The 17,058-nt window shown below is 63.1% G+C and carries 15 protein-coding genes and 1 pseudogene; 10 read left to right on the forward strand and 6 right to left on the reverse strand.

The window, feature by feature from the left end; genetic code table 11:
* Positions 1-117 precede the first annotated feature (117 nt).
* A pseudogene (locus C3418_RS12885) lies at positions 118-510 on the reverse strand (MBL fold metallo-hydrolase); the annotation flags it as partial.
* A gap of 170 nt (positions 511-680) precedes the next feature.
* Between C3418_RS12885 and norR the strand changes: the two are divergent.
* Complete coding sequence (norR, locus tag C3418_RS12890) at positions 681-2,207, forward strand: nitric oxide reductase transcriptional regulator NorR (protein ID WP_103858673.1); 1,527 nt, start codon at positions 681-683, stop codon at positions 2,205-2,207.
* A gap of 83 nt (positions 2,208-2,290) precedes the next feature.
* On the opposite strand, the gene C3418_RS12895 is transcribed toward norR, so the two are convergent.
* Positions 2,291-3,295 (reverse strand): substrate-binding domain-containing protein, encoded by a 1,005-nt coding sequence (locus C3418_RS12895; protein WP_103858674.1) that lies wholly within the window; start codon positions 3,293-3,295, stop codon positions 2,291-2,293.
* A gap of 435 nt (positions 3,296-3,730) precedes the next feature.
* On the opposite strand from C3418_RS12895, the gene C3418_RS12900 reads away from it, so the two are divergent.
* The 6 genes from C3418_RS12900 (at position 3,731) to C3418_RS12925 (ending at position 9,606) form a co-directional block, all read left to right on the forward strand.
* The gene (locus C3418_RS12900; protein ID WP_039041003.1) at positions 3,731-4,852 is read left to right on the forward strand and encodes a branched-chain amino acid ABC transporter substrate-binding protein; all 1,122 of its coding nucleotides are present in this window, start codon (positions 3,731-3,733) and stop codon (positions 4,850-4,852) included.
* A 66-nt stretch (positions 4,853-4,918) separates the two neighbouring features.
* Positions 4,919-5,845: a high-affinity branched-chain amino acid ABC transporter permease LivH gene (gene livH / locus C3418_RS12905; RefSeq protein ID WP_010672383.1), complete on the forward strand. Its 927-nt coding sequence runs from the start codon at positions 4,919-4,921 to the stop codon at positions 5,843-5,845.
* 82 nt (positions 5,846-5,927) lie between these two features.
* Positions 5,928-7,196, forward strand: a complete 1,269-nt coding sequence (locus tag C3418_RS12910; RefSeq protein WP_039041002.1) for a high-affinity branched-chain amino acid ABC transporter permease LivM — start codon at positions 5,928-5,930, stop codon at positions 7,194-7,196.
* A complete protein-coding gene (gene livG, locus C3418_RS12915) occupies positions 7,193-7,966 on the forward strand; it encodes a high-affinity branched-chain amino acid ABC transporter ATP-binding protein LivG (RefSeq protein ID WP_010672381.1) in 774 nt (257 codons plus the stop codon). Before C3418_RS12910 ends, livG begins: the two co-directional genes overlap by 4 nt.
* A gap of 10 nt (positions 7,967-7,976) precedes the next feature.
* Complete coding sequence (locus tag C3418_RS12920) at positions 7,977-8,678, forward strand: ABC transporter ATP-binding protein (RefSeq protein ID WP_010672380.1); 702 nt, start codon at positions 7,977-7,979, stop codon at positions 8,676-8,678.
* 82 nt (positions 8,679-8,760) lie between these two features.
* Positions 8,761-9,606, forward strand: a complete 846-nt coding sequence (locus C3418_RS12925) for an AraC family transcriptional regulator (RefSeq protein WP_103858675.1) — start codon at positions 8,761-8,763, stop codon at positions 9,604-9,606.
* Here the strand turns inward: C3418_RS12925 and C3418_RS12930 are convergent.
* Positions 9,585-10,178: a LysE family translocator gene (locus C3418_RS12930; protein ID WP_010672378.1), complete on the reverse strand. Its 594-nt coding sequence runs from the start codon at positions 10,176-10,178 to the stop codon at positions 9,585-9,587. The genes C3418_RS12925 and C3418_RS12930 overlap by 22 nt on opposite strands.
* A gap of 163 nt (positions 10,179-10,341) precedes the next feature.
* Between C3418_RS12930 and glpE the strand changes: the two genes are divergently transcribed.
* Positions 10,342-10,665, forward strand: coding sequence for a thiosulfate sulfurtransferase GlpE (glpE, locus tag C3418_RS12935; RefSeq protein WP_005307320.1), 324 nt, complete (start codon positions 10,342-10,344; stop codon positions 10,663-10,665).
* Between the two features lie 29 nt (positions 10,666-10,694).
* Positions 10,695-11,528 (forward strand): rhomboid family intramembrane serine protease GlpG, encoded by an 834-nt coding sequence (gene glpG / locus C3418_RS12940; protein WP_103858687.1) that lies wholly within the window; start codon positions 10,695-10,697, stop codon positions 11,526-11,528.
* Between the two features lie 59 nt (positions 11,529-11,587).
* Here glpG and C3418_RS12945 read toward each other — a convergent pair whose 3' ends face one another.
* Entirely contained in the window at positions 11,588-14,005 is a 2,418-nt protein-coding gene (locus C3418_RS12945; protein WP_042864705.1) for a VolA/Pla-1 family phospholipase, read from the reverse strand.
* A 301-nt stretch (positions 14,006-14,306) separates the two neighbouring features.
* Here C3418_RS12945 and C3418_RS12950 point away from each other — a divergent pair, with 301 nt between their 5' ends.
* Complete coding sequence (locus tag C3418_RS12950) at positions 14,307-14,564, forward strand: accessory factor UbiK family protein (protein ID WP_103858676.1); 258 nt, start codon at positions 14,307-14,309, stop codon at positions 14,562-14,564.
* Positions 14,565-14,703: 139 nt separating this feature from the next.
* Here C3418_RS12950 and fre read toward each other — a convergent pair whose 3' ends face one another.
* Entirely contained in the window at positions 14,704-15,402 is a 699-nt protein-coding gene (fre, locus tag C3418_RS12955) for an NAD(P)H-flavin reductase (protein ID WP_010672373.1), read from the reverse strand.
* A gap of 155 nt (positions 15,403-15,557) precedes the next feature.
* Positions 15,558-17,027, reverse strand: a complete 1,470-nt coding sequence (gene ubiD / locus C3418_RS12960; RefSeq protein ID WP_010672372.1) for a 4-hydroxy-3-polyprenylbenzoate decarboxylase — start codon at positions 17,025-17,027, stop codon at positions 15,558-15,560.
* Positions 17,028-17,058 lie beyond the last annotated feature (31 nt).

Genomic DNA, 17,058 nt, shown 5'->3' on the forward strand with positions numbered 1-17,058 from the left:
ACAGTTAGTTAAGATCTCGACTATTTACAGCTTGGCAACGCAAGGTACAATTAAAATCGTACTTGGCGCCGCTCAACTGATCGATACTTGATCAACTAGCGCAAAGAATGATCATGCGTCGGCCCTGTCACCGGTTTTGACCGGGTGGAAGTTCCACTCCGGGTGGTGATGATGGCCGGTGATGGAGTCGATGGCGTTGTGGGTGCAATAGATGGGGGTGCCGGGGATGCGGGCCATCAGCTCGGTCAGGGCGCCGGCGTGATCCTCCTCGGCGTGGTTGATCACCACGTAGTCGATGGAAGCGAGATCGATCTCGGCCGCCAGGTTCTGCACGAACTCCCGGCTGAACTTGTGATCGACGGTGTCGATCAGCACGTTTTTCCCTTCGCGGATGAGGTAGCTGTTGTAGCTGGTGCCCTTGTGGGTCTTGTACTCGGTGCCGTGGAAGTCGCGTACCTCCCAGTCCCGTTGGCCGACCCAGTGGATGTTGTTCTTGACGTGAATGCTCATCAGGCAGTTCCTCGAATGCAATAGTGGATGTTCAACTGAACCAGCTATTGCAGCGGACGTGCCAAATTGTAACCCATTGTTTTTAATGGCTTCGCATATCACTCGTTGTCATTAAGACACCACACCGTTATAGTCAAAATCACAAACATACTGTCATTTGGACAATTATCGTGATCTCGACCGACAGCCTGGCGCGCATCGCCCTCGACCTGCAACTCGGCATCTCCCATCAGGACCGCTTCCACCGCCTGATCCAGAGCGTGCGCAGCCTGCTGAACTCGGATGCCTCGGCCCTGCTGCGCTACGAGGGGTGCCAGTTCATCCCGCTGGCCATCGACGGCCTGATGCAGGACGTGCTGGGGCGCCGCTTCGCCCTCAAGGATCACCCGCGCCTCGAGGCCATCGCCCGCGCCGGGGATGTGGTGCGCTTCCCTGCCGACAGCGCCCTGCCCGACCCCTATGACGGCCTGCTGCCGGATCACGACGACTTCAAGGTACACGCCTGCGTCGGCCTGCCGCTCTTCTCGGATCAGGCGCTGATCGGCGCCCTGACCATAGACGGCATGAACCCGACCCAGTTCGACGGCATCAGCGACGAGGAGCTGCGGCTGGTGGGGGCTCTGGCCGCCGCCGCCCTCGACAACGCCCTGCTGCTGGAGCGGCTCGCCCGCCAGAGCAGCGAGCCCCTGGTCCCCGGCACCCGGCCCGGCCCTGAGCAGCCGGAGATGATAGGGCACTCCCCCGCCATGGCCCGGTTGCGCCACGAGATAGACGTGGTGGCAAGCTCCGAGCTGAGCGTGCTGATTTTGGGGGAGACGGGGGTCGGCAAGGAGCTGATCGCCAAGGCGGTGCATGGCGGCTCACCCCGCGCCCATGCCCCCCTGGTCTACCTCAACTGCGCCGCCCTGCCCGAATCCGTGGCCGAGAGCGAGCTGTTCGGCCACGTGAAGGGGGCCTTCACCGGCGCCATCCACAATCGGGCGGGCAAGTTCGAGCTGGCGGACAAGGGCACTCTGTTTCTCGACGAGATAGGGGAGCTCTCCCTGGCGCTGCAGGCCAAGCTGCTGCGGGTGCTGCAATACGGCGATCTGCAGCGGATCGGTGACGACACCCCGCTCAAGGTGAATGTGCGCATCCTGGCGGCCACCAACCGGGATCTGAAACAGGCGGTGGTCGAGGGGCAGTTTCGGGCCGACCTCTACCACCGGCTGAGCGTCTTCCCGATCCACGCCCCGGCACTGCGGGAACGTCCGGGCGACATTCCCCTGCTGGCCGGTTACTTTTGCGAGCGCTGCCGGCTCGGCCTGGGGCTGGAGCAGCTGCGTATCCAGCCACAGGCGCTGCAACTGCTCGAGCGCCACGACTGGCCCGGCAACGTGCGGGAGCTGGAGCACGCCATCCACCGCGCCGCCGTGCTGGCCAGGGCCGAACAGGGCAGCCCCTCGCCGACCCTGGAACCCCACCACTTCAACCTGGGGCCGACGGGCTCATCCCTGCCCGCCGACACCGTCAGCCAGCCCGCCTCTCCGGCCATTGCCGGTCTCGGCCTTCGCGCCGCCACCGATCTGTTCCAGCGCCAGCTCATCGAGCAGACCCTGACGGCCCATGACGGCAACTGGGCCGCCAGCGCCCGGGCGCTGGATCTGGACGGCGGCAACCTGCACCGCCTCGCCAGGCGGCTCGGTCTCAAGGCCTGACGCCCCCAGATACGAGAGGGGCCCAAAAACAGAAACCCCCTCGCTGGCGAGGGGGTTTCTTGTTCATGGCACCCGTGGCGCCGTCAGCGCAGGGACTTGACCGAGCGGCGGACGATGAGCTCCGGCTGCACCGTCATGGACTCCACTTCCAGCTCCTTGTTGCGGATCCGGCGCACCAGTTGCTGCACCGCCAGCAGACCGAGCTCGGCCTTGGGGTGGCGGATGGTGGTGAGCGGCGGGCTGGAGAAGCGCGCCATCTCCACGTCGTCATAGCCGATCATGGAGATATCGTCCGGCACCTTGACCCCGGCCTCCCAGGCGGCGCAGATGGCACCGATGGCCATGGGATCGTCGAAGGCAAAGACCGCGGTCGGGCGAGGGGTGAGGGCCAGGATGCGCTGCATGGCATCGAAGCCGCTCTGGCTCTCGTAGTCCCCTTCGAAGATCTGCTCCTCTGTCAGGGTCATCCCCTGTTCGGCCAGGGCATCGCGCACCCCGTCCAGCCGTTGCTGGGTAGTCGGCTTGGCGAGATGGCCGGTGATGCAGACGATGTTGGTGTGGCCCTGCTCCAGCAGATGGCGCATGGCCAGACGCGCGCCGATGCGGGCGTTGTCGTTGATCACGTTGGCGAAATCGCACTCGTTGCCCCAGTCCAGCACCACCTGCGGCACCTTCTTGTGGATGCGCAGCATGTCCCTGAACTGGGTGTCGATATCGGTCCCCAGCACCAGCAGACCGTCCACCCGCTTTTCCATCAGCATGCGCAGATAGTGCTGCTGGCGGGGCGGCTGGTTCTCGGTGTTGCACAGGATCAGGCTGTAACCCTGCTCGAAGCAGTAGGCTTCCACCCCCTGTACCACTTCCGCGAAGAAGGGGTTGGCACTGGTGGTCACCAGCATGCCGATGGTCTTGGTCGAATTGATCTTGAGACTGCGCGCCACCGAGTTGGGCGCGTAGTTCAGCTCTGCCACCGCCTCAAGCACTTTCTGGGTTGCGTCTTCGCTGACCCGACGGGTGTGATTGAGTACATGTGAGACGGTGGAGATGGATACGCCTGCGCGCGAGGCGACATCCTTGATAGTTGCCATCTCTGTCTCCTGAATAACAAAGGCGGAACAGTAGCAGATTTCCCGAATAAAGGCTTGGTTTTAACGGGCGCTGCCAGTGAATTATCAATGCTGGCTAATCTATGCGGTCATTTCTTTTTGCGCAAACGGATTTTGGTCAAAATGAGAGCGGGCGCAGAATGAAATATCGTCAGTTTTTTACTCTGGAAATTGTCACCATGACAATTTGTTATCTGTATGTTGCACCACCTTGACAACATTAAACTCCGATAAACAGAAATAAACTGCGCGTTAGTTTCACAAAACCCCTCTTGCGCCTGCTCCGGTTAGTATCTTTAACATCTTGTTATTGCCCGGCGAGGAATGATAGAACCTTATCTATCGCCGGGCTGGCGGGACACAGGCTCGGAATGACGTGCATAAAATGAAACAATTCACTGATTAAGGGACGAATCAATGCATAACTTCAGCAAAATGGCAGTCAGAGCAGCGGTTTCTTTGGCTCTGTTTGGATCAGTTTCCATGGCCAATGCGGCCGATACCATCAAGATCGGCATCGCCGGCCCCCTGACCGGCCCGGTCGCCCAGTACGGTGACATGCAGTTCACCGGCGGCAAGATGGCGGTCGAGCAGATCAACAAGGCGGGCGGCATCAAGGGCAAGCAGATCGAAGCCGTCATCTATGACGATGCCTGCGATCCCAAGCAGGCTGTGGCCATCGCCAACAAGGTGATCAACGACGGCGTCAAGTTCGTGGTCGGCCACCTCTGCTCCGACAACACCCTGCCCGCCTCCGACATCTATGAAGATGAAGGGGTCCTGATGGTCACCCCCGCCTCCACCAACCCCAAGATCACCGAGCGCGGTTACCAGCTGACTCTGCGCACCATCGGTCTGGACAGCGACCAAGGCCCGACCGCCGCCAAGTACATCATCGAGCAGGTCAAACCCCAGCGCGTGGCCGTCATCCACGACAAGAAACAGTACGGTGAAGGCATCGCCTCCAGCGTGAAAGCCGCGCTGGACAAGGCCGGCGTCAAGGTCGTTGCCTATGAGGGCATCACCGCCGGCGACAAGGACTTCTCCGCCCTGATCGCCAAGCTGCAAAAAGAGAACGTGGACTTCGTCTACTACGGCGGCTACCACCCCGAGCTGGGTCTGATCCTGCGCCAGGCTGGCGAGAAGGGTCTGAAGGCCAAGTTCATGGGTCCGGAAGGCGTGGGCAACAAGGACATCTCCGCCATCGGCGGCCCGGCTTCCGAAGGCCTGCTGGTGACCCTGCCGAACAAATATGACCTGGTGCCGGCCAACGCCCCCATCGTGGAAGCGTTCAAGGCCAAGGGTCAGGACTCCTCCGGTCCGTTCGTCTGGACCACCTACGCCGCCATGCAGGCCCTGGCGGCCGGTATCGCCAAGGCGGGCGAGGATGATCCGGCTGCCGTCGCTGCCGCCATCAAGGCCGCACCGATCGACACCGTGATGGGCCCCCTGACCTGGGCACCGAACGGTGACCTGAAAGGCTTCGAATTCGGTGTGTTCCAGTGGCATGCCGACGGTACCTCCACTCAACTCAAATAATCTGCCGGTCGGGGTGACGTGAGTCACCCCTCCTTTCTTTGCGGGCAAGTACACAGGGAACGCGGTATGTCCGAACACCTTCTTTATCTGGTTCAGCAGTTGCTGAACGGATTGACCATAGGCAGCACCTATGCGTTGATCGCCATCGGCTACACCATGGTCTACGGCATCATCGGCATGATCAACTTCGCCCACGGCGAGGTCTACATGATCGGCTCCTATGTCGCCTTCATGGTGATGGCCGGGCTCATGATGATGGGCATCGACAGCACCGTGCTGCTGCTGGGGGGCGCCTTCCTGGTCAGCATCATCATCACCGGCAGCTATGGCTGGTCCATAGAACGGGTGGCCTATCGTCCACTGCGGGGCGGCAACCGCCTGATCCCCCTCATCTCCGCCATCGGCATGTCGATCTTCCTGCAGAACATGATGCGGATGGCCCAGGGCTCGCGTGACATCGCCATGCCCACTCTGATCTCCGGGGGCTGGACCCTCGGCGGCGAGGATGGCTTCCAGGCCAGCCTCTCCTACATGCAGCTCATCATCTTCGTGGTGACCTTCGTCACCATGCTGGCGTTGACCCAGTTCATCGGCCGCTCCCGCATGGGGCGTGCCTGCCGTGCCTGTTCCGAAGACATCAAGATGGCCAACCTGCTAGGGATAGACACCCACGTGGTCATCTCCATCACCTTCGTGCTGGGTGCCGCCCTGGCCGCCGTCGCGGGGGTGCTGCTCGGCATGTACTACGGTGTCATCAACCCCTATCTCGGCTTCATGGCGGGCTTGAAGGCCTTCACCGCCGCGGTATTGGGCGGCATCGGCAGCATTCCCGGTGCCGTACTGGGCGGCCTGCTGCTCGGCGTGGTGGAAGCGCTCACCGCGGGCTATCTCAGCACCGAGTACAAGGATGTGATGGCCTTTGCCCTGCTCATCTTCGTGTTGCTCTTCATGCCCACCGGCATCCTGGGTCGTCCGGAGGTCGAGAAGGTATGAAAAACCAATCTATGCATGCCCTCGTGCTGCTGTTCATGACCATCACTGGCATTCTCGGCCGTCCGGAAGTGGAGAAAGTCTGATGAAACGTCAATTTATCCATGCCTGCATCGCCAGCCTGGTGCTGCTGGTGCTCTCCTTCTGGCTGCTCGGCTTCAAGCTGGAGACCGATGGCTCCCGCCTGCTGGTGGTGAGCCGCCTCGATGTGTCGCTGGCCTGGCTGCTGGGGGGCGCCACCATCGTCTTCTGGTTCCAGATGCTGCGCGGCCAGATAAGCCGGCTGTTCCAGGCCTCCATCAGCGGCTTCTCCGTCGGCTTCACCAAGCTGGTGCTGCCAAGCCCCGAAGAGGCCCCCAAGCTCTATAATCTCACCGCCGTGCTGGTGCTGCTGTTTGCGGTGAGCTGGCCCTTCATGGCCTCTCGCGGCGCCATCGATCTGGCCACCCTCACCCTGATTTACATCATGCTGGGGCTGGGACTGAACGTGGTGGTGGGCCTCGCCGGTCTGCTCGACCTCGGCTATGTCGGCTTCTATGCGGTCGGCGCCTACAGCTACGCCCTGCTCAACACCTACTTCGGTCTGAGCTTCTGGGAGTGTCTGCCCATCGCCGGTCTGCTGGCGGCCACCTTCGGCTTCCTGCTCGGGTTCCCGGTGCTGCGGCTGCGGGGGGACTACCTGGCCATCGTCACCCTGGGCTTTGGCGAGATCATCCGCATCCTGCTCAACAACATGACCACCCTGACCGGCGGTCCGAACGGGATCTCCGGCATTCCGAAACCGACTCTGGGGGGGCTCGAGTTCAACCGCACCGTCAAGGATGGGGGCTTTGGCACCTTCCACGACTTCTTCGGCATCGCCTACAACGCCAACCACAAGGTGATCTTCCTCTACCTGATGGCCCTGGTGCTGGTAGTGGCGACCCTGTTCGTCATCAACCGCCTGCTGCGCATGCCGCTCGGCCGTGCCTGGGAGGCGCTGCGGGAAGACGAGATCGCCTGCAAGTCCCTGGGGCTCAACCCCACCATCATCAAGCTGACCGCCTTCACCATAGGCGCCTGCTTCGCGGGCTTTGCCGGCAGCTTCTTCGCCTCCCGCCAGGGCTTCATCAGCCCGGAATCCTTCGTCTTCATCGAGTCGGCCATCGTCCTTGCGATTGTGGTGCTGGGAGGCATGGGCTCCCAGATCGGGGTGGTGCTGGCGGCCATCGTGATGACGGTGCTGCCGGAGCTCGCCCGCGAGTTCAACGAATATCGCATGCTGATGTTCGGTCTCTTGATGGTATTCATGATGATCTGGCGGCCGCAGGGACTGCTGCCCATGAGTCGACCCCATATGGAGCTGCGTAAATGAGCAACAATCAACCATTGTTGGATGTCTCAGATCTGTCGATGCGCTTTGGCGGCCTGCTCGCGGTCAACGGCGTCAAGCTGGATGTGGAAAAGGGGGAGGTGATCTCCATCATCGGCCCCAACGGGGCGGGCAAGACCACCATCTTCAACTGCCTGACCGGCTTCTATCGCCCGAGTGGCGGTGTCATTCGCTACAAGGGTGAGGAGATCCAGGGGTTGCCCGGCCACCTCATCGCCCGCAAGGGCATTGTGCGGACTTTCCAGCACGTGCGCCTGTTCAAGGAGATGACAGCGGTGGAAAACCTGCTGGTGGCCCAGCACAGGCATCTCAATACCGGCTTCATCGCCGGCCTGTTCAAGACCCCCTCCTTCCGCCGTGCCGAGAAAGAGGGGCTGGAGCAGTCCGCCTTCTGGCTGGAAAAGGTGGGCCTCAAGGATCTCGCCAACCGCGCCGCGGGCAACCTGGCTTACGGCCAGCAGCGCCGCCTCGAGATCGCCCGCTGCATGGCGACCCGGCCCGAACTGCTGATGCTGGATGAACCGGCCGCAGGTCTCAACCCCAAGGAGACCGACGAGCTCAACGAGCTCATCTCCAACCTGAGGGACGAGTTCGGGGTCTCGGTGCTGCTGATCGAGCACGACATGAAGCTGGTGATGGAGATCTCCAACCGCATCTTCGTGGTCAACCAGGGCACCCCGCTGGCCCACGGCAAACCGGACGAAATCCGCAGCAATCCGGCGGTGATCAAGGCCTATCTGGGCGAGTCGTAAGGACAAAAAGATGTTAGAACTTCGCAACGTATCGACCCACTACGGCAAAATTCAGGCGCTGCACGACGTCAGCGTCGAGGTGAAAGAGGGGGAAATCGTCACCCTGATCGGCGCCAACGGCGCCGGCAAGACCACTCTGCTGATGACCCTGTGTGGCGAGCCCAAGCCCAGCAGCGGTTCCATCTGGTTCGAGGGGGAGCAGATAGACTCCCTCACCACCGCCCGCATCATGCGCAAGGACATCGCCGTGGTGCCGGAGGGGCGCCGCATCTTCGCCCGCCTCACGGTGGAGGAGAACCTGCTGATGGGGGCCTTCTTCGTCGACAAGGCGGAGCAGCGCGGCCTGCTGGATCAGATATTTACCCTGTTCCCCCGCCTGCACGAGCGGCTGGAGCAGCGGGCAGGCACCATGTCCGGCGGCGAGCAGCAGATGCTGGCCATCGGCCGCGCCCTGATGAGCAAGCCGCGCCTGCTGCTGCTGGATGAACCCTCCCTGGGACTGGCGCCCATCGTCATCCAGCAGATCTTCGACACCATAGAGCAGCTGCGCCAGAAGGGGATGACCATCTTCCTGGTGGAGCAGAACGCGAACCAGGCGCTCAAGCTGGCGGATCGCGGCTATGTGCTGGAGAACGGCCGGGTGGTGCTGCAAGACACGGGAGAGGCCCTGCTGGCCAACCCCGCCGTCCGCCAGGCCTATCTCGGCGGCTGAGGATGCAGCAACCATCGTCACCCTTCCCCTGCCACGCTCCCCGAGCCCGGCAGGGGAACAGCCCCCCGCCGAGGAGCACATCGTGAGCCGTGCGCGGGCGACACAGGATCAGCACCACTTCTGGCACGATCCCGCCCTGCCCTTCATCGAGGCGCGGGCGGTGCAGGATGGCCGGCGCGTCTGCTACGACAAGCACAGCCACCCCCACTTCTCCATCGGCGCCATCACCGGCGGCCACAGCCACTACCTCAACCAGCGCAGCCTGCAAGAGGTCGGCCGCGGCAGCCTGGTGCTGATGAACCCGGAAGAGGTGCACGCCTGCAATCCCGTCGCTGACCAGCCCTGGTCCTATCTGATGTTCTACATCGACAACCTCTGGTTGCAGCGCCAGCAGGAGGAGGCCGGGCTCGGCAACGCGTTTCGCCCCTTCGACATGACCGCAAGCCGGGATCCCCTGCTCTACCAGGGGCTCTGCCGGCTTCATCGGCAACTGGTGGAGGAGCCGGATCCCCTGGCTCGCGAAGTGGCCTGCCACCTCTTCAGCCGCCAGCTTCTCGCCAGGCTCACCCCGGCCAAGTGGGATGACCGCCCTCCCCGGCACCTGCAGCGAGCCGCCGAGCTGATGCAGGACGAGAGTGCCTGCGCCCTCACCCTGGCGCAGCTGAGTGCGGTGGCCGGGCTTACCCTTTCCCATTTCGTGCGCGCCTTCAGCCGCCACTACGGCATGACGCCCCACGCCTACCTGCTCGATCAGCGCATTCGCCACGCCCGCACCCTGCTGCGCCAGGGGCAGCCCCTGGCGGAAGTGGCCCTTGCCAGCGGTTTTGCCGATCAGGCCCACTTCCAGCGCCAGTTCAAACGCCGGGTGGCCGCCACCCCGGGCCAGTACAGAACGCAGCTCGCCCCTCAGGACGAGCGCACCAGATAGGCGGCGCTGAGCAGCAGCAAGAGCGCCATGGCCCGATTGAACCAGCGCAACCGGCGAGGAGAGACCAGCCACCCCTGCAATCGGCTGCCCGCATAGGCCCAGCAGGCGATGGAGCCGAGGCAGATCACCAGATAGATGCCGGTAAAGAGGGCGATCTGGCTCATGCCGCCCGCGATCCCATAGGCTCCCATCCCCATGCTGGCGGCGAGCCAGGCCTTGGGATTGAGCCACTGCATCAGGGCCCCGTACCAGAAGGCGGGGGGTACGCCCTCCACTTCCTCCACCTCGCCGCTGTCCACCAGCAACTGCCAGGCCATCCAGCCGAGAAAGAGCACGCCGCCCCAGTGAATGGCCCCCAGCGCCACAGGCCAGCGGGACAGGGCGCCGCCAAGACCCAGCCCCATCAGCAGGAGCAGCAGGATGAAGCCGAGGGTGGCCCCCACCACGTGGCGCAGGCTGGCCGTGAAACCGTACCGGGCGCCGGTGCCAAGGGCGACCAGATTGACCGGCCCCGGGGAGATGGACATGGCCAGGGCAAACCCGGCCATGGATAACAGCAGACTGAATTCCATGGATGATGCTCGTTCAATTGAGGGAAGCCCGAGCCTACCCGGCCCGGGCGGCCCGATATTGAAGAAAATTGCGATCCCCTGGATGCCGCCCCCATTGCACACTTAGCGCAAACCGCCGCTTGCGGTAAACTGCCCTTCAACCCTCCATTTTCAGGACATCTCAATGGACCAGTTTGCCCATATCAGCGCCCATGATGCCCACCAGAAGCTGAGCGCAGGCGAAGCCCGTCTCGTGGACATTCGCGATCCCCAATCCTTCGAGACGGCCCACGCGGTCGGCGCCTTCCACCTCACCAACGGCACCCTGGTTCGCTTTATGAACGAGGTGGACTTCGATACCCCCGTCATCGTGATGTGCTATCACGGCAACAGCAGCCAGGGGGCGGCCCAGTACCTGCTGCAACAGGGCTATGACGAGGTCTATAGCCTGGATGGCGGTTTCGAGGCCTGGCGCAGGGAGTTCCCCATCCAGGCGGGGGACGCATGACAGAGGCGGGTCGTTCCTCCTCCACCGGCATGATCCAGCTGCTGGTGCTGGGCGACGCCCGCATGGCCCAGGCGCTGGTGGATTATCTCGCTACCCTGGGCATTCCGTGCGAGCTGACCCAGTCCGAGCTCGGCGTCTCGGTCTGGCTGGCAGACGAACGGCGCCTCGCCCAGGCCCAGCAGGAGGTCAAACGCTTCCTGAGCGAACCCAATCACCCCCGCTACATGGAGGCCTCCTGGCAATCCGGCCATGCCGATGCCCGGATCGACTACAGCAAGGGGATGACGGATCCGGTCACCGACTTCCTCCACCAGGCGGGCCCCCTGACCCTGGTGGTCATCATCGCCTGCCTGGCCATCTACGCTCTGGATGCCATAGGCCTGCCCATCTTCGACGAGCTCGCCTTCCACCCCACCCTGGCCCAGTTCACCGACTGGCAGGCCTGGCGCTACGTCACTCCGGCCTTCATCCACTTCTCGGTGCTGCACCTGGTGTTCAACCTGTTGTGGTGGTGGTATCTCGGTGGCCAGATAGAGCAGCGCCTCGGCAGCGGCAAGCTGTTCATCCTGCTGATCGTCGGGGCTGCCCTGCCCAATATCGCCGAGTTCTTTGCCAGCGGCCCGCGCTTTGGCGGCCTCTCCGGGGTGGTCTATGCCCTGCTCGGCTACAGCTGGCTGCGAACCAGGCTGCAACCGGATTGCGGCCTCGCCATGCCGCCAGCCCTGATGGGCTTCATGCTGGTCTGGCTGGTGCTCGGCTTCTTGGACATGCTCGGTACCCCCACCGCCAACATGGCCCATTTGGTCGGCCTGCTGGTCGGCCTTGCCCAGGGCTGGCTGGACAGACACCACAGGCCAGACTGAGCCGATTTATCATAAAAAAACGCCGCCCCAAGGGGCGGCGTTTTTATTGGTCGGCCGGCTTACTGCTTGAGCAGGCTGCCATCGGTCACCTTGACCGCGGTACCGCCGCTTGCGAAGAAGCTGCCGAACTGGGTCTGCATCTCGGTGGTGACGGCGCCGGTCGGATCGAAGTTCTCGTCCGGTGCCAGCAGCGAGCTGTGACCCCCGGCCACGAAGCGGGCCGCTCTGTGGTTGGCGGCGCCGGTGGCGGTCAGCGGTTGCAGGGCCAGAACCTTGAACAGCGGCTCGGTGCCACCCAGCGGGGCGGTGGCGATGCTGTTCGGGATCACCCGATCCGACAGGCTCAGGGCGCCGTCTCCGACGATTTCGGTGGCAAACAGCGGGAAGTCCGCCGCGATGCCGCTCCCCAGGTTGATGGGGTCTGCCGAATCCAGCACCGACTGCGCCGCAAAGCTGTAGCTCTGCAAGGTACTGGCCGCCGTGGCCTGGGTGGCCGCATCCTGGCTCGGCAGGAATTCGTTGACGAAGCAGGTCGGTACTGCCGTCTTGCAGTTCGGGGCGTAGGCGGTAAAAGCTGCCTTCAGGGCCGCACTGCCAGCGGTCAGCACGCTCATCTGGATGGTCGGACCGAAGGTCGGCGAGTTCAGCAACAGCGGCGCTATGCCGCCACCCGGCATGGCCAGGCCGCCAGTGTCGAACTTGAACAGGGCGTCTGCCGTCGGGTTGCCAACAGACTGGTTGGCCACCGCCAGCAGGTTGGCCCCCGCGATGGCGCCCAGAGAGTGACCCAGGAAGTGTACCTTGAGGCTGCCTGCGGTGCCGATGGCGCCCTTGGCATTGGCCAGCCCCACCGCCAGACGCAGGCCCAGCAGATCCGCCACGCTCTGTTTCAGGTTGTCGCGGGCCACGGTCAGGTAGCTCAGGTTCAGGTAGGGGGTCGGGTTGTCGGAGGTGGTCACCGAGTCCATGCTGCCGGTCAGGGCGAAGCCGCGTTCACCATGCAGGGGATGATCGATCACCACCACGGCCACGTTCTTGCTCGCCTGGGCACCGGCACCAATCTGGCCAAGGGCCAGGGCGTAGGCGTTCTCCTTCACGGAGGTGACGCCGTGCTGATAGATGATCACGTCGGTGATGTTCGCCAGCGGTGCGGCGGCGAAGATCCGCATCGGGACGGACTGCACCTCTTCCAGTGCCGGCAGCGGGTTGAAGCGCCCGATATTCATCTCGGGATCCAGCGCCTTGCCGCCGGAGGTGAGGGTCACCCCGATCAGCTTGCTCGCCTCCGCCAGCAGCTCGGCCTGACGGCTCGGATCGGCGATGAGTTCGCCCAGCAGGGCCGGATCCACGCCCGCCCCCACCAGGCCGCCGATCACTTCGGCATCCTGGGCCTTCAGGGCGTTCGCGATGGCGTAGAGGCTGGGGATGGCACCGTGCCAGGACTGGGTCTTCGCCTTGTCCCAGGAGCCGGCGGTAGCCGGGGAGGAGAGGAAGTAGGGCAGCTTGACGGTGCCGCTGTAGACGGTGGTACCCAAGGCCAGATTGTGGAGTGGAGTGCCGTCACCAAAAGCGGCGGCAATCGCATCCTTCTGCTCCTGGGGCAGGAAGTTCTCGGCGTCCAGCTGGGTCAGGAAGGGGCTGCCGCCGCTCACCGACAGGGTATAGGTGCCAGGCAGGCTGGTATTGCCCAGGGCGTCCTGCTTCCACAGGGCGGCGGCGTCCAGGGTCGGGCTCTTGAGCACGGATGCGGCCGCCCCTTTCACCGCCACCAGCACGTCGGCGCCGGACTGGGTGCCGAACCAGTCGGAGAAGATCACGTGATCGCTGGTGATGCCGGTGGCAGCCTTGAACAGCCCTTCCTGCAGCGCAATCAGGCCGCTGATGGTCTGCTCCTGGGCGTTGCTGCCGGTGCTGGTCTTGTAGTTGCTGTAGTCGCTACCCGGTCGCAGGGGGGCACCCGTGCTGTCTTTGAGGGTATCAGTCGCCACTATCATGTAGTAGGAAGAGGGGTTGAGAGGCTTGAGCGGCACCAGATTCAGCTTGCCGGTCGTCTCGGCCACCACGAAGTCCACCCCGTAGGTCAGCACCTTTTTCACGCCGCTCGGACGCAGGGCCGCACTGTCAAACTCCAGCTCCATCAGGTAGAGGGGTGCCACGGAGGCTGCGAATTCAGCAGCGGCCGGCGCCTTGACCTGGATGCCGGAGGCCGTCACCGGCACTATCTGGATCGCCTGGGTAGTCGACCAGCCATCCAGGGTGGAGAGGGCGGACACCGGGTTGGAGAGATCCGCCGTTTCCGTGGAGAATTTCAGGGTACCGTCGGTCGCACGGGCTGCCAGGGCGCTGGGTCGGACTGCATTGGAGCCGCTCAGCAGATAATCGAGATAGCTTGAGGTATCGCCTGTGTTGTCGTCACTGCCACCACAACCGCTCAGCAGCGCACTGACGACGGCCGCGTAAATTAGCTTTTTCTTCATATCCTTATCTCTTTTATGTTGTTATCCATGATGAGCCTGACGGGGTAGGGTTCAAACCCGACCGAATCATATTAACAGCAACGCAACAATTAATAAGCCTCTGGTCAGTCATCTGATCTGATTTTTTTGTGTACACCATCAAGGAATTGGAATTGATTCCCGGTGCCACAGGGTAGCAGCCAGGGTACATCAACCAGACCCGACCAGAGCCCGATGGGATCCATGGCGCAAAAAGCCGCCCCGATCTCGGCAAAGGGGACGATTTGTCGGTAGAATGGCGCCATTGCTTAAGGAGACCCCCATGATCGACCCGAAAAAACTGGAAGAGATCGCCAAACAGATACACAACGCCCTGCCCCTCGGCATTCGCAGCATGGGTGAAGAGGTGGAGAAAAAGACCCGTCAGGTCTTGCAGGCTCAGCTCAACAAGCTGGATCTGGTGAGCCGCGAGGAGTTCGACGTGCAGACCAAGGTGCTACTGCGCACCCGGGAGAAGCTGACCGCCCTCGAGACCAAGCTGGCCCAGCTCGAGCAGCAGCTTGCTGCCAAGGGCGAATGATCCGGCGTGACCCGCCGTAGATAGCACAAACCCCAGCCAGGCTGGGGTTTGTCGTTTTTATGGGGACAACGAGTTTCTCATCCCCCCTTCTCTCGCAAGACGATAAGGGGGCAGATCGACGCTCTGCGGTTGGCCGTGGTCAGATAAACTCGTAGGCATCGCCGAAGATGCGCTCGGGCTCGGCGCCCAGCACCTTGAACTCTTCCCGCGCGGCACCGGCCATCTCGAAGCGGCCCGCCACATAGATGTCGTAGTCATGCAGGCTGACGAAGTCATCCATGATGGCCTTGTGCACCAACCCGGTCCTGCCGGTCCAGTCGCTCTCGGGCTCCTGCACCACGGGAATGAAGGTCAGCGGCGCGTAGTCGCGCTCCCACTGCTGCATCTGCTCCAGCTCGTAGAGCCAGTGCGCCTGGCGTACCCCCCAGTAGAGGAACACCGGACGCTTGCTGCCGCTGCCGATCAGGTATTCCAGGATGGCGCGGGCATAGGAGAAGCCGGTGCCTCCCGCCATCAGGATCAGCGGTCGGGGGGATTCGTCGCGCAGGAACGCCTTGCCGGCGGCCAGCTCGACCTCGATCTCTCCCTGCTCGCGCATGCGGGCCAGCACCTGACCGGCATAGGCATTCTCGGGAGTGGCACCGATCTGCAGCTCCAGCACGCCGGAGCGGGTCGGCGAGTTGGCGATGGAGAAGGGGCGCTTGTCCGAATCGCTCATCACCACCAGCAGATACTGGCCCGGCTTGAAGCTCACCTCCTGCTGCGGCGCCAGCGCCACGTGCCAGATGGTGTCGACATATTCGCGCAGTTCCTCTACGCGGCACTTGATACGTTGCATTCTTGTCCTTGTGAGGGGCCTGCCCGGCCCGCTTCGCTCATGGTTTCACTGTTTTTATGGCGACCAGTTGGTGGTCAGGTCCGTCGAGCATACCCAATTCGGCACGGCAATACCGCACTTTTGCGTCACAATGGCCGCGCCCCATCGGGGATCCCTCAGTCGAGGATCTTCAGCTCATCCCAGATGGCATCGATCTTCTGCTTTACCGCCTCGTCCTGAACGATGGGCTGACCCCACTCCCGATTGCTCTCCCCCGGCCACTTGTTGGTGGCATCCAGCCCCATTTTGGAGCCGAGCCCGGAGACCGGAGAGGCGAAGTCCAGGTAGTCGATGGGGGTGTGCTCGATCAGGGTGGTGTCGCGAGCCGGGTCCATCCGGGTGGTGATGGCCCAGATCACGTCCTTCCAGTCGCGGGCGTTGATGTCGTCATCGCAGACGATCACGAACTTGGTGTACATGAACTGGCGCAGGAAGGACCAGACTCCCAGCATCACCCGCTTGGCGTGGCCAGGGTAACGCTTCTTGATGGTCACCACCGCCATCCGGTAGGAGCACCCCTCCGGCGGCAGGTAGAAGTCCACTATCTCGGGGAACTGCTTCTGCAACAGCGGCACGAACACCTCGTTGAGCGCCACCCCGAGCACCGCCGGCTCATCGGGCGGACGGCCGGTGTAGGTGCTGTGGTAGATGGCATCCCGGCGCATGGTCATGTGGGTGATGGTGAAGACCGGGAACTCGTCCACTTCGTTGTAGTAGCCGGTGTGATCGCCGTAAGGCCCTTCGGGGGCCATCTCCCCCGGCTCCAGATAGCCTTCCAGCACGATCTCGGCGCTGGCGGGCACTTCCAGATCGCAGCTCAGCGCCTTCACCACCTCGGTACGGCTGCCCCGCAGCAGACCGGCAAAGGCGTATTCGGAGAGGCTGTCCGGGACCGGCGTCACCGCGCCCAGGATGGTCGCCGGATCGGCGCCCAGCGCCACCGCCACCGGGAAGCGTTCGCCCGGGTGGGCCTCCTGCCACTCGCGAAAATCGATGGCGCCGCCCCGGTGATCCAGCCAGCGCATGATCAGCTTGTTCTTGCCGATTTTCTGCTGGCGATAGATGCCGAGGTTCTGCCGCTTCTTGTAGGGACCGCGGGTGATGGTCAGACCCCAGGTGACCAGTGGCGCCACATCCCCGGGCCAGCAGTGCTGGATGGGGATCTGATCCAGATCCACCGCGTCCCCTTCCAGCACCACCTGCTGACAGGGGGCCGAAGAGAGCCGCTTGGTCGGCATGTTGAGCACCTGCTTGAAGATGGGCAGCTTCTCCATCAGCTCCTTGAGCCCGCGAGGCGGCTCCGGCTCTTTCAGATAGGAGAGCCAGGTCCCCACCTGGCGCAGGGCGCTGACGTTGGGCTGGCCCATGCCCATGGCAACCCGGTCCGGCGTGCCGAACAGGTTGGTCAACACCGGCATGGTGTAGCCCTTGGGATTCTCAAACAGCAGAGCCGGGCCCCCCGCACGCAGGGTACGGTCGCTGATCTCGGTCATCTCCAGATAGGGGTCTATCTCGCGACTGATGCGCCTGAGCTGTCCGTTTTGTTCCAACTGCGCGATAAAATCACGCAAGTCCTTGTATTTCATGCAAGTACCCCAGCGGGATCAGGTGGTCCCG

The organism is Aeromonas sp. ASNIH8, from assembly GCF_002919855.1.
Classification (GTDB): domain Bacteria; phylum Pseudomonadota; class Gammaproteobacteria; order Enterobacterales; family Aeromonadaceae; genus Aeromonas; species Aeromonas caviae.

Excerpts from the sequence above, each read along its gene's own strand:
- glpE (WP_005307320.1), top strand. The coding sequence starts at position 10,342 with ATGGACCAGTTTGCCCATATCAGCGCCCATGATGCCCACCAGAAGCTG.
- C3418_RS12910 (WP_039041002.1), top strand. The coding sequence starts at position 5,928 with ATGAAACGTCAATTTATCCATGCCTGCATCGCCAGCCTGGTGCTGCTG.
- C3418_RS12950 (WP_103858676.1), top strand. The coding sequence starts at position 14,307 with ATGATCGACCCGAAAAAACTGGAAGAGATCGCCAAACAGATACACAAC.
- C3418_RS12930 (WP_010672378.1), bottom strand. The coding sequence starts at position 10,178 with ATGGAATTCAGTCTGCTGTTATCCATGGCCGGGTTTGCCCTGGCCATG.
- fre (WP_010672373.1), bottom strand. The coding sequence starts at position 15,402 with ATGCAACGTATCAAGTGCCGCGTAGAGGAACTGCGCGAATATGTCGAC.
- livH (WP_010672383.1), top strand. The coding sequence starts at position 4,919 with ATGTCCGAACACCTTCTTTATCTGGTTCAGCAGTTGCTGAACGGATTG.
- ubiD (WP_010672372.1), bottom strand. The coding sequence starts at position 17,027 with ATGAAATACAAGGACTTGCGTGATTTTATCGCGCAGTTGGAACAAAAC.
- C3418_RS12895 (WP_103858674.1), bottom strand. The coding sequence starts at position 3,295 with ATGGCAACTATCAAGGATGTCGCCTCGCGCGCAGGCGTATCCATCTCC.
- C3418_RS12945 (WP_042864705.1), bottom strand. The coding sequence starts at position 14,005 with ATGAAGAAAAAGCTAATTTACGCGGCCGTCGTCAGTGCGCTGCTGAGC.
- livG (WP_010672381.1), top strand. The coding sequence starts at position 7,193 with ATGAGCAACAATCAACCATTGTTGGATGTCTCAGATCTGTCGATGCGC.
- glpG (WP_103858687.1), top strand. The coding sequence starts at position 10,695 with ATGATCCAGCTGCTGGTGCTGGGCGACGCCCGCATGGCCCAGGCGCTG.
- C3418_RS12920 (WP_010672380.1), top strand. The coding sequence starts at position 7,977 with ATGTTAGAACTTCGCAACGTATCGACCCACTACGGCAAAATTCAGGCG.
- C3418_RS12900 (WP_039041003.1), top strand. The coding sequence starts at position 3,731 with ATGCATAACTTCAGCAAAATGGCAGTCAGAGCAGCGGTTTCTTTGGCT.